Origin of the sequence: Psychrobacter sp. TWR1-1-1, assembly GCF_049895865.1 — a bacterium.
In the GTDB taxonomy this organism is placed as follows: domain Bacteria; phylum Pseudomonadota; class Gammaproteobacteria; order Pseudomonadales; family Moraxellaceae; genus Psychrobacter; species Psychrobacter immobilis_A.
In genome coordinates, this window is record NZ_JAFCTE010000004.1 from 1 (window position 1) to 15,380 (window position 15,380).

Annotated in this window: 11 protein-coding genes and 2 tRNA genes; 5 read left to right on the forward strand and 8 right to left on the reverse strand. The window is 43.3% G+C overall.

Annotated elements, in window-relative coordinates:
• The first annotated feature begins 250 nt into the window (after positions 1–250).
• Positions 251–715 (forward strand): flavodoxin family protein, encoded by a 465-nt coding sequence (locus ACP69U_RS05280; protein ID WP_198330136.1) that lies wholly within the window; start codon positions 251–253, stop codon positions 713–715.
• A gap of 74 nt (positions 716–789) precedes the next feature.
• On the forward strand, positions 790–1,443 hold the full coding sequence (locus ACP69U_RS05285) for a DUF938 domain-containing protein (RefSeq protein WP_426138025.1): 654 nt from the start codon (positions 790–792) through the stop codon (positions 1,441–1,443).
• Positions 1,444–1,537: 94 nt separating this feature from the next.
• Here the strand turns inward: ACP69U_RS05285 and ppc are convergent, their stop codons facing one another.
• Entirely contained in the window at positions 1,538–4,327 is a 2,790-nt protein-coding gene (gene ppc / locus ACP69U_RS05290) for a phosphoenolpyruvate carboxylase (RefSeq protein WP_426138026.1), read from the reverse strand.
• Between the two features lie 94 nt (positions 4,328–4,421).
• Entirely contained in the window at positions 4,422–5,213 is a 792-nt protein-coding gene (locus tag ACP69U_RS05295; RefSeq protein WP_426138027.1) for a dienelactone hydrolase family protein, read from the reverse strand.
• A 295-nt stretch (positions 5,214–5,508) separates the two neighbouring features.
• Here ACP69U_RS05295 and ACP69U_RS05300 point away from each other — a divergent pair, with 295 nt between their 5' ends.
• Together ACP69U_RS05300 and ACP69U_RS05305 are read left to right on the forward strand one after the other, a co-directional pair.
• Positions 5,509–7,596: a catalase gene (locus tag ACP69U_RS05300; RefSeq protein WP_426138028.1), complete on the forward strand. Its 2,088-nt coding sequence runs from the start codon at positions 5,509–5,511 to the stop codon at positions 7,594–7,596.
• A 245-nt stretch (positions 7,597–7,841) separates the two neighbouring features.
• Positions 7,842–8,630: an MBL fold metallo-hydrolase gene (locus ACP69U_RS05305; protein WP_198330131.1), complete on the forward strand. Its 789-nt coding sequence runs from the start codon at positions 7,842–7,844 to the stop codon at positions 8,628–8,630.
• Between the two features lie 63 nt (positions 8,631–8,693).
• On the opposite strand, the gene ACP69U_RS05310 is transcribed toward ACP69U_RS05305, so the two are convergent.
• The 4 genes from ACP69U_RS05310 to ACP69U_RS05325 all read right to left on the reverse strand — a co-directional run bounded on the left by ACP69U_RS05310 (position 8,694) and on the right by ACP69U_RS05325 (position 12,888).
• Positions 8,694–8,769: transfer RNA gene (locus ACP69U_RS05310), tRNA-Lys, on the reverse strand.
• A 159-nt stretch (positions 8,770–8,928) separates the two neighbouring features.
• Positions 8,929–9,004: transfer RNA gene (locus tag ACP69U_RS05315), tRNA-Lys, on the reverse strand.
• Between the two features lie 401 nt (positions 9,005–9,405).
• Complete coding sequence (locus ACP69U_RS05320) at positions 9,406–11,355, reverse strand: MacB family efflux pump subunit (protein ID WP_426138144.1); 1,950 nt, start codon at positions 11,353–11,355, stop codon at positions 9,406–9,408.
• A 192-nt stretch (positions 11,356–11,547) separates the two neighbouring features.
• A complete protein-coding gene (locus ACP69U_RS05325; protein WP_426138029.1) occupies positions 11,548–12,888 on the reverse strand; it encodes an efflux RND transporter periplasmic adaptor subunit in 1,341 nt (446 codons plus the stop codon).
• Positions 12,889–13,041: 153 nt separating this feature from the next.
• On the opposite strand from ACP69U_RS05325, the gene ACP69U_RS05330 reads away from it, so the two are divergent.
• On the forward strand, positions 13,042–13,500 hold the full coding sequence (locus ACP69U_RS05330) for an Imm63 family immunity protein (RefSeq protein ID WP_404642179.1): 459 nt from the start codon (positions 13,042–13,044) through the stop codon (positions 13,498–13,500).
• Here the strand turns inward: ACP69U_RS05330 and holA are convergent, their stop codons facing one another.
• Both holA and ACP69U_RS05340 read right to left on the reverse strand, forming a co-directional pair.
• Positions 13,501–14,574 (reverse strand): DNA polymerase III subunit delta, encoded by a 1,074-nt coding sequence (gene holA, locus ACP69U_RS05335; RefSeq protein WP_426138030.1) that lies wholly within the window; start codon positions 14,572–14,574, stop codon positions 13,501–13,503.
• Positions 14,575–14,632: 58 nt separating this feature from the next.
• Positions 14,633–15,352: a hypothetical protein gene (locus tag ACP69U_RS05340; RefSeq protein ID WP_426138031.1), complete on the reverse strand. Its 720-nt coding sequence runs from the start codon at positions 15,350–15,352 to the stop codon at positions 14,633–14,635.
• Positions 15,353–15,380 lie beyond the last annotated feature (28 nt).

Consider the following 15,380-nt stretch of genomic DNA (forward strand, 5'->3'; position numbering starts at 1 on the left):
ATATCACTACAACCACGAGCGCCCGAATATGGGCAATGGCGGTTTTACGCCAATGCAGAAACTAAACCACGCAGCTTAATTCTATTTGATAAGTGTCTTATGGTTGGGATGATTACCATTCCAGAAGCCATTAATTCTAAGAGCTTTTAATTCTAAGAGCTTTTAATTCTAAGAGCTTTTAATTCTAAGAACTACTGATTCCAAGAATTGTTAATTCCAAAAACCAGTGACCTTTATAAGGATGGTTGAGATGGCTAGCAAAACCTTACTTATTGTTGCGCATGCGCCATCACCTAATACTAAGAAGTTGGCGCAAGCGGCTTATGATGGTGCCAATCATCCTGATATAGATATCAATGTCATAATCAAATCTCCCCAAGATACCCAGCCTGAAGATGTATTGGCAGCTGACGCACTATTATTAGGGACGACTGAGAACTTGGCTTATATGGCAGGACTGACCAAAGACTTTTTTGATCGCTGTTATTATCAGGTTTTAGAGAAAAAGCAGGGTATGCCGTTTGCACTATATATTCGCGCAGGTCATGATGGTACGGGTACTAAGCTTGCTATGAAGACTATTACAACTGGGCTGCGTTGGTCATGGATTCAAGAAGCGCTGATTTTACAAGGTGATTGGCAAGAGGTATTTACTGAGCAAGTCGAAGAGTTAGCGATGACAATGGCAGCTGGGGTAGAAGCGGGTATTTATTAGTTTTTTCGACGCTTTGCTTGTCGCTATTATTAATATCAAAGCTACAGCAATGAAGACATATAAGGATATTAGCAGTGTTGAATCATGATTTAGATAATAACCAATCGATTGCTCCTGCTGGAATAGCATTTTCTCAAGCGTGTGAAAATAATAAGCAGCCGATTTTAGAAGTTTTACAGCAAGAGTTACAAGCGTCTACTCATGTATTAGAAGTGGGTTCTGGAACCGGTCAGCATAGCGTATATTTTGCCCCTAGATTGACCTATTTAACATGGCAGACCAGTGATGTGTTTGTCAATCACGCCACTATCAATGCTTGGCATGTTGCTTATCCTGCCCCTAATTTATATGCACCGATCACTTTTGATGTATCGCGTGATTCAGTGCCAGTCAATGAGGTTGCCGATGCGCCTTATGATGCAGTATTTACCGCCAATACCTTGCATATTATGTCGTGGACGTTAGTGGCTAAATTATTCCAATTGGTCGGTGATATGCTACCCTTAAATGGTAAATTCATCGTTTATGAACCCTTTAACGAAAATGGCAGTTATAGCAGCGCAAGCAATCGTCAGTTTGATCATAGCTTGCGCCAGCGCGATGCTAACAGTGGCATCCGTCATTTAGAAGACGTTATAGATTTGGCAAATACACATCATTTAATGTTAAGTAAGCGTTATGAGATGCCATCTAACAATCAAATATTAGTATTTGAAAAACTCTATTAACGTAAAAAGCTGAGTTGATTCACTGTGATAACACCATGAATCAACTCAGCTTTATGTAAGTTCGAATGCGTAAAGGCCAACCTATTTATAAATATTAACCCGTATTGCGTAGCCCTGCTGCCAAGGCGTTGATACTACGAATTAATGCATCTTCGACAGCAGGTCTATCGTCATTTTCCAGATTGTCATTGCCAGTGTTATCGGATTGGCGCATACGTTTGAGTAGCTCAATCTGGATATAGTTAATGGGGTCTAAATAGGCGTTACGCCATTCTAATGAATTAGCCAATTCTTGTTGGTTTGAGAGTAAAGACGCCTGCTCTAGCAAGGAGTTGAGACCTGCGTGCGTCAGTTCATGCTCATCAATCACTGCCTGCATGACTTGCTCACGCAAGCTTTCGTCTTTACACAGTTGACTGTATGCACGGGCGATATTCATCTCGGATTTTGTAAAAGCCATTTCAATATTACTGATAAAGACATTGAAAAATGGCCAGTTTTTATTCATCTCCTTCATTAACACTTCGTCTTTTTTGACGCTATCTAAAGCACTGCCTACGCCATACCAAGCGGGAAGGGTAAAGCGCGCCAATGACCAGCCAAATACCCATGGTATCGCCCGAATCGTCGATTTGCTTGGCAGTCCTTTTTTACGGTGAGCAGGACGCGAGCCAATATTGAGCAATGAAATCTCTTGTACTGGTGTGGCCTCAGAATAAAACTGATAGAAGCCTTCAGTATTATCCGTCAGCTCACGATATTGCTGTTCACCTGCATCTGCCAAATCAGCAAACAACGCTTCATAGCTATCTAGCTGTTTGGGTTGTTCGACAAATCGTGACGAGCTGGCTTTGAGCGCCCCCGTTATTCCCATGGTTAATTCAAACACCGCAGTATCTGGATTGGCATACTTGGCGTAAAGTACTTCGCCTTGTTCGGTGAATTTGATTTGTCCATGTAAAGTGCCAGCAGGTTGCGCGGCAATGGCTTGATGGGTTGAGCCACCACCACGACTGACGGAACCACCACGACCATGGAACAGGCGAGTGGTGATACCATATTGATTGGCGATATCGGTGATGGTTTGCTGAGCGCTATATAACTGCCAAGCGGAGGTAATAATGCCGCCATCTTTAGAGGAGTCTGAGTAGCCAAGCATAATCTCTTGAATGTTTCCTGAGTGCTCAAGTAACTCCCGATATAGCGGATTGTCCAACACCATTGGCATAATCTTATCGATATTTTTTAAATCTTCGATAGTTTCAAACAGTGGTGCAACTGGTAGGGCAGAAAATAAATGCCCGTTCTTATCAATACCCGATAAGCCTGCAAAACGCATCAGTAGCAGTACCTCTAATAACTGACTAGCGTTATTGGTCATTGAAATTACATAGCTACCAAAAGTATCGTCGCCAACCAGTTTACGCAGTTTAGCGACAGAATTCATCAGAGCAAGCTGTTCGTGTGTTTGCGCGCTTAAGTTGTCGGTATAAATCAGCGGTGCACCTGGCTTTTCTAGCAAACGCGTTAGCCATTCTTGGCGCTCTGTTTCGCTGAGGGTGCGATAGTCGGGTAGATTCGAGGCGCTAGCAAAAATATCTGCAATGACTTCGCCGTGATATCCTGAATCTTGGCGAATATCTAGCGAGGCTAAATGGAATCCACAGGTTTTGACTAAGCGAATGGTATCAAGCAGTAAGCCTTCGCCATGCGCTTTGTCATGAGTATTGACACTTTTGCGAATAAGGCGTAAATCATCTAGCAAGGCCGTCGGTGTTGAATAAGCCTCTTTTGCAGCCTCTTTATCTGTGCCTTGGCTTTGGATATGCTGGTTGGTCGCTTTTATTTTAGCCAGAATAATGGACAGCAGTCTTCGGTACGGCTCATTATTGTAATCATCAGGATTGTAGCAAAAGACTTTTTGATCGAGTGTACTGTAGTCTTTGATACGGGTATAAATCTCTGGCGCGATATCGACGATAGTATCGCTATGAATCAGTTCACGACGCAATTTTCTGACCAATACTTGATAATGACGCAGTACAGTATTGGCATGCATCAATACCGCCATTTCAGTAGTTTCGTGGGTGACGAATGGATTGCCATCTCTATCCCCGCCAATCCAAGAGCCAAAACTGACAAAGGCGGGTAAAGGGTAGTCGATTAACTCAGGATAGATATCGACGATAGCGTCTTTTATATTACGATACACTTTGGGAATGGCAGTGAATAAGCTGGCATCAAAATAGTGTAAGCCGTTGTTTATTTCATCATAAACCAACGGTTTTCGGCTGCGAACTTCGTCTGATGACCACAGTAAGTCAATGGTTTCTGCTGTTTTTTGCTTGGCTTGCATAAAGGCTAGACTGCCTTCGGGATAGTCGCTCATGGCATCGGTATGCTCATAGAGGGTCTGCAAGATATTCATGGTGGTGCGTCTACGGGCTTCGGTAGGATGAGCCGTAAAAACAGGAATAAATTTAAGGTGATCAATAAGCTCTTTGATTTGCGCAGGTTCGATTTGCCGCTCACGGCATTCTAACAAGGTGCGGCGAAAGGATCCTTCCCAGCTTTGATTGGACTGAGCACGCATAGTACGGCGTTGCTCACGCAGATAGTTTTCTTCCGTTAAATTGGCAAGGAAAAAGTAAATAGAGAATGCGCGAATGACGTTTTTTAAGGTTTGATTGTCTAATGAGGCAATAAGATCGATCAGCTGCTGTTTGTGTGCTGGATTATGCTCGCGGCGCTCCTGAATAAAGCCTTTGCGCAATGTTTCGATAGTACGTAGGGTATCCTCCCCAGATTGGCGAGAAATGGCCTCACCTAAAAATGCGCCTAACAATCTAACACGCGCACGCAATACGTCGTTCTTCAATAACATAATTGGCTTCCTTGGCTTTTAATCGACTCATTTATCAATGAGATAGGCTGGTTAATAATTAAGGGTCGCTGTTCTTATAGGATATAAATTAAAGTTATTTATATTCATTTGCTAAAAAATCCAAATAGTGGTTCCACGAGCGCTCATCTGCACGTGCATCATATCTATCACTGCCGAACACGCTAAAGGCATGTGGGGCACCACTGTATGTCACCATCTCATGCGGTACGTTGGCGGCTTCTAGCGTCTTACCCAAAGTTGCGAAGCTCTCTAGAGAGACAGATTCATCAGCAGAGCCATGGAATACTAAGATCTCTCCAGTTGTCTTGTCATAACTTTGACCCGTTGGAATATCAAAGGCACCATGGAAGGGTACAAATGCTTTTTGCTCAAATCCTGAGCGCGCCAGCTCCAGAGCAACGGTACCGCCAAAACAATATCCCATGGTAGTGCCTTTACGCACATCATTACCTTGTAGTCTTCCAGCATTCAGCGCACCTTGAAGTATGCGGCGCATTTTATTGCGATCATCGTATAGCTCCCCAGTTAAGCGTTTGTTTTCTTCAATAGAAGTAGGGCGAACGCCTTGTCCGAACATGTCTGCCGCTAATACATTGTAGCCCTCGCCTGCTAACATGTCAGCACGTTTACGCTCATAGTCTGTCAATCCATCCCAGTCATGAATGAGTAAAATAAAAGGCGCATTCGCTTTATCGGCTTTGGCGTAATAGCCTTCGTATGCTTGATCATCCACGGTATAGGTAATATTTTTGGTTGTAATAGCGGCAGCTGTTTGGCTGAAAGTCAGTGCCATTAGTCCGATTGACGCACCCATTAGCAATGAGTGATAAGGTTTTTTGGACGGAGTATTTGAAGTTGATAACATGGTAGGTCACCTTATAATCGTATAAAAAAGATAAATAGTTGGCTAAAACCATGCCCATTTTATTTATCAACTGTTTTAATGCTTCCTAAGAGCATACCTTAAAAACTCACCACATTACAAGAATCTATCGTCAACGTTGAAGCTCTGTTTAAATACGCTGAAATTACGGCTTTATCACGGCTGCAAACTTTAACCAAATATCAACAAGGAGTGCCATGAATTAGTCATATTTTTTGGCTAATATTAAAGACAGCTCGGTACAGAGCCTACTTTTAATTACTAGCTAGGATGCATAATGAAAAATAATATTGATCATACTGACCCCGCTAAAGATATGAATACGGAACGTGGCAATGGCGGTGAGACTCACCAGCGCGCAGGGGATGACACTAAAGTGCTAACGACCCAACAAGGTGTCGTCATCTCTGACAATCAAAACTCTCTAAAAGCAGGCGCACGTGGCCCCACATTGCTAGAGGATTTTGTATTACGGGAAAAAATTCATCATTTTGACCATGAGCGTATTCCTGAGCGTATCGTCCATGCGCGTGGTAGTGCTGCTCACGGTTATTTTGAACTCACTGAGTCGCTCGAAAAATATACCACGGCGAAAATTTTGACTGAAACAGGTAAACAGACGCCTTTATTTACCCGTTTTTCTACGGTTGCAGGTAACAAAGGCTCAAAAGATACGCCACGTGATGTGCGTGGTTTTGCTGTGAAGATTTATACCGAAGAAGGCAATTGGGACATCGTTGGTAACAATATGCCGATTTTCTTTATTCAAGATGCGATGAAGTTTCCAGATTTGATTCACGCGGTTAAACCAGAGCCTGATCGTGGATTTCCGCAAGCCGCTTCGGCGCACGATACTTTTTGGGACTTTGTGTCATTAAGTCCTGAGACCATGCATAATTTAATTTGGCTGATGAGTGATCGTGCACTACCACGCAGTTTACGCATGATGGAAGGCTTTGGTATTCACAGCTATCGTTTAATCAACAAAGAAGGCAAGAGTACCTTTGTCCGTTTCCATTGGAAACCTGTACTTGGTGTACAGTCAACCACGTGGGATGAGGCGGTGAAAATCTCCGGCGCTGACCCTGATTATCATCGCCGTGATTTGTTTGAAGCCATTAATAATGGCGACTATCCTGAATGGGAGTTTGGCGTCCAGCTATTTACTGAAGAAGAGGCTGATAAATTCTCGTTTGATCATTTAGATGCCACCAAATTGATTCCAGAAGAGATGGTGCCAGTGAAAGTCGTGGGTAAAATGGTGCTGAACCGTTATCCGGATAATTTCTTTGCAGAAACCGAGCAAGTGGCGTTCTGTCCATCGCATCTGCCACCGGGCATTGATTTCAGTAACGATCCATTATTACAAGGTCGTTTGTTCAGTTATCTAGACACCCAGTTATCACGTTTAGGTTCGCCTAACTTTGCCCAAATCCCAATCAACGCGCCGAAATGCCCGTTTGCCAATAATCAGCAAGATGGTCATATGCAGATGCAGGTACCTAAGACTCGTGTGCTCTATGAACCGCAAAGCTTAGATCCGACTAGACCACGTGAAAGCGCCAAGCGTGGCTTTGAATCGTTCCACGAACAGTTGGATGATGGTGTGAAAGGTCGCGTGCGTGCAGAAAGTTTTGCCGATCACTATAGTCAGCCGCGGATGTTCTATCGTAGCCAGACGCCAGCTGAGCAAGCGCACATTGCGTCTGCTTATGCCTTTGAGTTAGGTAAAGTAGATACGGCGCATGTACGTACTCGTATGCTGAGTCATCTGCCGCATATCGATGAAGACTTGGCAAATCGTGTGGCAACAGCGCTAGGTATGGAACTGCCAGAGCCTGCTGATGCCGCTGCTCCTGTACAGGATATGGCGACATCGAAAGCAGTACAAACGATTGGTCTAACGCCTAAGAGTTTAAAAGGCCGTTTGATTGGTATCTTGGTCGCTGAAGGCTCTAAGCATAGTGAAATCAAAAAGTTCGAAGAGGCGGCAAAAGTGCAGGGTGCTAGCGTGAAAATCGTTGCGCCCAATAAAGAAGTTGTCTTAGATGACGACACTCGCATACAAGCAGATGAGCGCCTCGCTGGCGGCCCATCAGTGATGTTTGATGTGGTCGTTAGTATCATTATGCCAGAGCAAGCTAAAAAGCTAGCAAAAGACAGCTCAGCACGAGATTGGTTCAATGATGCCTATGGACATTGCAAAGCGATTGCTTATTGCGGGGCGACTGATGAGTTTATCTTAAGTAAGCTACCTATCGAAAAAGATGCCTTTGTCACGCCACTGGCTGAATTGGATACTTTTATCGAAAATGCTAAGTCACGCTTGTGGGAACGTGAGCCAAAGGTTCGTGATTTAGCATAAGGTAGTATTAAGTTTAAACTTCTGATACTTTTAAAATTTTACTAATTTAACGAAAACTCAGCTTTAGCGCTGGGTTTTTTTGATGGCAATTTTTATAAAAAAGCAATTTATAGCCACAAGCGTTCACTCAAAGTCATTACAAGTTGAATGGTGGGCGTTATACTAAATCCTATTAAGGCGCGTTAAAAGCGTCTCCTATAGTAGGGATGCTATAACAGTGAGCAATCATGTAGCAGGGAATGCAAATGAGTTTATGTGAAATTGTACGTTTAGAAGGATATATTCAAAGTACTTATCTTGCGGTATATCCAGACAAAATTATGCTGCTGGACGGTGGTTGCCGCCCTGATGTAGCAATGGTATTAGATTATATTAGAACGACGTTACAGCGACCAATCAGCGATCTCAAAGTCGTTGTGGTGACCCATATGCATCCTGATCATGCAGGCGGCGCTCATCAATTCAGAAAAGAGACGGGCTGTATCATTGTTTCGGCAGAAAAAAAACGTCAATGGTATAGCGGTATCGGTGGGCATGCCATGCATTTTGTGGACATAAATCTTGCGCATTATGTGGCGAGACGTCAAGGTCGCTCCCTTAAAAACCTGTATTATCCCGCCCATCTTACACCTGATATCACCGTTAAAGATGGGGATAGTGTGCCGAAATTTGATGAATGGCAAGTGCTGGAAACACCCGGACATACAGATCGTGATTTATCTCTATTTCATATACCAAGTCGGCAAGTCTATACGGCCGACCTCATTATCAAACTGCGTCATAAGTTTGTGGCGCCTTTTCCTATTTATGATCCTAAAGTCTATATTCAGTCACTACAAAGAATAAAGGCGTTAAAACCTTCTATGGTTATGATGGCACATGGGCGTGAGCTGGCAATAGATGCAGCAACGTTTGATATGCTGATTACGCAAGCACCCAAGCATCCACGGACGATCAAAGACACGATTAAGCATAAGCTACTGTGGCGAAAAGACACTGACTTCACTATTTTTAAACGAAACCGTAAAAAATAAAGTGAAATTTTAAATAAAAAAAAGCCCAGTCATTATTAATATAATGACTGGGCTTTCTAAATATGGTGGGCCGACCGCGACTCGAACGCGGGACCAATTGATTAAAAGTCAACTGCTCTACCAACTGAGCTATCGGCCCTGAAGAGTGTATAAAAAAGCATGGCTTTTTTAACTCTGCAAGTGAATTTACAACTTCGTAAATTCGGTGAAGTTTTCTAAAAGAAAGCTTCTTAAACTTTGTTACTTATTATGCCAATACCTGATAGGGCAATGTACACAACAAGCATAATACTAAATATGGTGGGCCGACCGCGACTCGAACGCGGGACCAATTGATTAAAAGTCAACTGCTCTACCAACTGAGCTATCGGCCCTGAGCGAAGATAAAATGAAGTAGTGCTTCATCTGAGTGCAAGAGGATTTACATTTTCGTAAATTCTAAAAACTCTATACCTTTACTAGGTTTATATCTACTACAAGATAAGTTTCCTTAAAGGCAAACTTATTAAAACTAGACATCTAAAAAATGTCTTTAAACTTAATTTTTAATATTAGGTCAATCAACATTAAAATAGGCATTAAGTTTGTTTCAACGTTTAAAGAATTTCTATCCCTAAACGTGAGAGCACATTATATACACTATCAGGACAATTACAACCCCGTAATATAAAAAAAGTGCAATTAAAGTAAAAAAATGCATTTTTTTATATAATTTGGCTTATTGGTGGCTGTTTCATGGCAGTAAATGCCTATTTAAAACGTCAGTCGCGACGTTTTAGTCCCTAGACAGTGCTTCAACAGGATCTAATTTAGCAGCATTACGCGCTGGCAAGAATCCAAATACGACACCAATCAGTGTTGAACATATAAATGCAGCAATAATAGAGGTTGATGAGTAAATCACTTTAAAGCTATCACCAGCAAAATTATTAATGATTTCACCAATAGCAAAGGCCAGTCCAATACCTAATAAGCCGCCTAAAATACAGACGAGTACGGCTTCTATCAAAAACTGCTGCATGATATCGTTTTGACGAGCCCCAACTGCCATACGTACACCAATTTCATTAGTGCGTTCCGTGACCGATACTAGCATAATATTCATCACACCAATACCACCAACGATCAATGAGATAACAGCAACTGATGAGATGAGCAGTGTCATAGTACCTGTCGTTGATTCAATGGTCTGACGAATAGAGTCTGAGTTAATAATATTAAAATCATCTTTACCATGGCGACCTTCTATTATGTCGGAAATAGCTGACTCAGCGACACTAGATGAGACACTATCATCTAACAGTGCTATAAAACTATCAATATTTGCACTACCAGTTATACGTGACATCACAGTGGTATAAGGCATATATATGACGGGTGTCGTGCTACTTGGTCCAAAGCCACTGTCGCTTGCCTCAAGGACGCCAACCACTCGTCCAGGCACACTACCGATGAGTATGACTTCTCCGATAGGGTTATCTATATCTGCAAAAAAAGCACTCTTGGCATTGTCATCGATAATAATATCTTGACTGCGAAGGTCGATACTTTGCGAATCGAAACCTTGACCTAATGCCAGCGTCTCACCAGTGACCTCTAGATAATACTCACCAACACCATTGATGGTCGAGTCTTCCTGCACGCTGCGATAGCGTACACTAGAGCTGGTATTGACTTGAGGGCTCACATTGATAACATACGGTTGACTGCTGACCGCTTCTGCATCTTCTGGTGTGAGGTTGTCGTCATTATATTTACGTCGCGGGTCGCCTCTAGGGTAGCCGTCATTCACTGTTATAGTATTGGTTCCTAGCGAGCTAATATTTGCGAGAATTTGCTGCTGAGAGCCTTGACCAAGACCAACGATAGACACAACCGCAGCGATACCGATGATAATGCCTAACATGGTCAGCAATGTGCGCATCTTGTGTGCACGCATGGCAAGTAAGGACATTTTAAAAGCTTCGAGCAAACGATCCACAAAGCTTCCGAAGGCACTTTTACGATGTCCACCGAGGATAGATTCTGGGTGTTGAGTTGTCGGTTTATAATGCTCAGTTTTATAATCAGCAATAACGTAGCCATCTTTTAACTCAATAACCCGTTCGGCTTGTGCGGCAAGTTTGGGATCATGAGTGACCATGATAATGGTATGACCTTTAGCATTTAGATCATGTAAGATCGCCATCACATCTTCGCCAGATTTGCTATCTAGTGCGCCAGTTGGCTCATCAGCTAAGATGACATCGCCACCATTCATCAGAGCGCGAGCAACAGAAACACGCTGCTGTTGGCCGCCTGAGAGCTGGCTAGGACGATTATTTACCTTTTCACCAAGACCTAGATCGGTCAAGAGCTTTTCTGCGCGATTGATTCGTGCCTCAGTATTCATACCAGCATACACGGCAGGGACGGCAACGTTATCTTTAGCGCTAATGTCACCAAGTAGGTGGTAGCGCTGAAAGATAAAGCCAAAATGCTCTCGGCGTAACTCAGCCAGCTCATCTGCCTCTAGCTTGTTTGCTGATTGGCCATAAATCTTATAGTCACCTGCTGTCGCCTGATCTAAGCAACCCAAGATATTCATTAGAGTAGATTTACCAGAGCCAGATTGCCCGATAATCGCGACCATTTCACCTTGATTCATCGTTAAATTAACCTCGTGCAATACGCGAATGGTTTGCTCGCCGGCAGCAAACTCTCGAATAATACCCGACAGCTCCATAATTGGTTTGTCAGCGGTAGCTGCAGTATCATTCGGTGAGTCGTTTTCTATCGAAGCGCTACTGCTGTCAGTCGGCTGTTTAGTAGATTGAGATATAGTCATAGCAATGTCTTTAATCAAAGATAGTGAGTGTCGTGATGAAAGGGCCAAGGTTTTTCAGCCCCTCCATCGTTAACATAGTCAAAGAATTAATTACATCCTTGGAGTACCACCAGGTATACGAGTACGACCACCACCTTTACCTGAAGCATTGGCACTACCTTCGCCGATAATGACTTGCTCACCTTCTTTTAAACCACTTAAAATTTGCGCATTTACTCGGTTATCAATGCCCACTTCTACTGTGCGAGGTTCTACTGTGCCGTCATCATTTAGTACGCGTACAACCTTGCTGGTTTTTGCTTGACCTTCAGTTTGATTTCTCGCGGGTCTTTCTTGTATGGCTGCTGATGGCACAAGCAACGCGTCTTTGGCTTGATCGATGATGATATAAATCTGGGCGGTCATATCAATACGAAATAATCGCTCAGGGTTAGCTACTTCAACATAGCCAACATAGTAGATAGCAGAATCGGTTGAGCTGGTCTTGCTAATTTCCTCGGGTGCCGGCTCAATAGCTGTCAGTGTCGCATCATACTGCTTGTCTGGATTACCGATGATATTAAAGTAGGCGGGCATACCAGCATTGACATTGATAACATCGGCTTCGGAGATTTGTGCGTTGATTCTAACAGTAGACAAATCTGCTAAAGTTACGATGGTCGGGGCTGTTTGATTGGCATTGACCGTCGTGCCTTGCTCAGTGGTCACTGAGACGACAGTACCTGATATTGGCGCGCGAATCGTTGTATAGCTAAGGTCTTCTTGAGCCGTTGCGACATTGGTTTGAGACTTTCGTAATGCTGCTTGTTGGCTATTAATGTTTGCAGTGGCTGTTGCAATGGCGGCTTGTGCCGTATCAATAGCAGCGCGTGCATTGGCAACGGCTGCTTTTGCGGTCTCGACACTGGTCGCTTGTGTATCATATTCTTGTTGTGAGATAGCATCGATAGCGACTAAGTCTTGCAAACGTGCAAAATCAGACTGTGCTTGTTTAAGCTCAGACTGACGGCTGGCAAGATCAGCATAGGCACTTTTTAGACTCGCTTGTTTGCTTAACGATTCTGCTTGCGCACTTTGTAGCGCGGCTTCGCTTTGCTCAAGACTGGCTTGCTCATTGCTCAGGCTGTTCTTCTGAGTCACTTGATCAATCTGTGCAATCAAATCGCCTTGTTTCACCTCGTCACCCACTTCTACATAGAGGTTTGTGACCTCACCAGAAACCTGTGCACCGACATCAACGGTATTAAGTGCTTTAACTTTACCTGATGCCATGACATTGTTTTCGATATCACCAACCTCAACAGGTGCGGTTAAATAACTGGGTTTTTCTTCTTCTGGTTTTAAAAAAGTATAGGCCAAAGCCCCTAATGCTACGATGATTAAGGCGATGACACCCCATTTGATAGCAGACTTTTTGCTTATTTTGCGCATAACAACAATCCAGTCACAATGAAATCAAGTGTACATATAGTAGAGGCTTGAAGTCCAAAAGGGAATGGTAATTAGTTTAAGAAAGGTTAAGAAGTTCAGCAGTAGAGATAAGGCAGACTATATTATGGAAATAATAAACAAAGGAAGAATGTAATGTTAAACCATCAGCAAATTCAAAAAATAATTAACGATTATAGTAAAAAGATAGGGCTAAATATTGATGATGTTATTTTAAGAGATATGCCTTCTGGATTTGGTGAGCCACACTTGGAGATAAGCGGTGGCTATTACCACTATGTAATATGTGAGCGCGGTAGTGAGTTATCTAGAGAATCTTTTTTAGATGTAGATGATTTCATTTATGAGTTTTTTGAGATGGTAACGTCTAGGGTAGCAGGCGAGTATGAGCAAGAGAATAGTGTCATGAGTGAAGATCAAAGAGTTATACGCTTTAATAAGCAAATTGAACTTATGACGCAGCTAAATCATGAATGGGGTAGAAAAAAAGAAGCAGATATAACAGAAACTTTAAAAAACTTTCCTTATTCAGTTAATAACAGAACTTACGATAAGAAAACTTGGTTAAACAAGTTGTTAAATTTCTTCAAATGATTAAACGACAAACAAACGCTTTCCAGATAGCTCTAACGCTGCCTGCAATAATAACTCCCACGCTGGCTGACGCACGAGTCCTTTGATGGCTTGGTCACATTTATAAAGCAGGGCAGGCCATTCAGCCGTTTGAGTTTTTGACTGGCGACGGCAAGCTTGCTGGTACAACCCTTGTTTGCTACGCCAAATACCAAGCGCTTGCGGATCTTGCCCATCCATCAATTGCATAATTTGCCGCATGTCTTTACTAACCGCCCATAATACCAAGGTGGTTGGCTCGTCGGTGGCTTTGAGCTGAAACATGATTTTAGCGACTTGCGTACTGTTACCGGCAAGCATGGCATCCGATAAATCAAAGACGCTAAACTGTGCATCACTGACCAACGCAGCTTGTAGATCCTTAATGTCTAAGGCAACATTATTTGGCAGTTGTGTAGAGTGATCAGCCTGATGACTAGCCTCAATATTCTTAGCGACTAACTGCGGCGCAAATAAGTAGGATAGCCGCCATAAGGTCTGATACGCGCTTAGCAGATGGTGCTCAGTATGCGACATAAGCAGCTGCCAGGCTTCTTGCGATAGCCGTAAACCAAACTGCTGAGCTTGTATTTGCAGTAGCTGCTGTCGTTGCTGCTCATTATATAAATTGCAATCAATGACATGACCATATTGAGCAAATGGCGTAAACCACTTGCTGCTCTGCGCTCGCTTGTCTTGTTTGGGCGTGAGCCATAATAAACTATGACTGTGCGTCCCTGTTTGAGCTTCAACGGCAAAGCGCTCAAGCTCAGTGATAACGGCCTTGTCAGGCTTATGATTGCCCGTCACGATGAGTGCACTGGCATCATCAAATAAAGACTGGCTACCAAGCTCTGACAATACTTCTTGCCAGCTCTTGACTGATATCAGCTCAATACGCTGAATCGCGTAATTCTGCGCGCGCCAATGTGGTCGCAGGGCATCGATGAGCCATTGACTGAGTAGTGGCTCATCACCATGCGCCAGCCACAAGCCCGCGACTGCAACGGAAGGCTGTAGTAGCTTTGGGTAGGCTTGTATAAAGGTATCTTGCATAGGGTAATAAGTACACAGATTGATGAAAATAAACGTGGAATGTGTTGCGCATTATAAACTATGGGTTTGGCACCACCACCGCGATCGATGTTGAGCCATTACCGCTTTGCACAGATTGTCTGACTCCAGAAGAGCTGACCTTGGGTAGGGAGATGGCGACATATTGATCAGTAATTCGGCGTGCCAAACTGTCATAGAGCCAGTCACGAATTTGATCGCCTTGCTGATCATCAGTGCTCACCGACGCTTCATTATATTGATAGCTACGCTCGACTTGGATGGGGTTGCTTAGCGTAATTGGTTTGCCATTTTCCATGGTCTGATAGCTGACATCTGCTGAAAGTACCAAACGGATCTCTGTCAAGACACCGACCAGCTCATAACGCTTAAAACGCACGTTATTGATGGTGATAGCGGCAATGGGTTCAGCACTTGCCTGTTTGTTATTGTTCGCAACATCAGCTGCTGTCATGTTGTCAATGACCTCAACACCTAAAGTTTTTAGGCGTCTTGTCAATGGCAGCTTAAGCGGAAATGAGGTGCGATTGTCTTCGAGAATCACGGCTGTTTTGGCGACATCAAGCAGCATTGGCGCATCATAGCCACGCAGTTGAAAGCCGCAGCCACTAATAGCTGCCGTTGCACCTAATAGCGTAAACATTGGCAGGGCAGTCAGAAAAGCCGCCACCAGTTTTTGTCCGTTTGATTTTTTGGCAAAAGCGTCTCTTTTGCTTAAGTTGGCTTTGGGTGACTGACCTGCTCGATATTTATACGACATAATCGCTATCCTAATATTATGAAAAGGC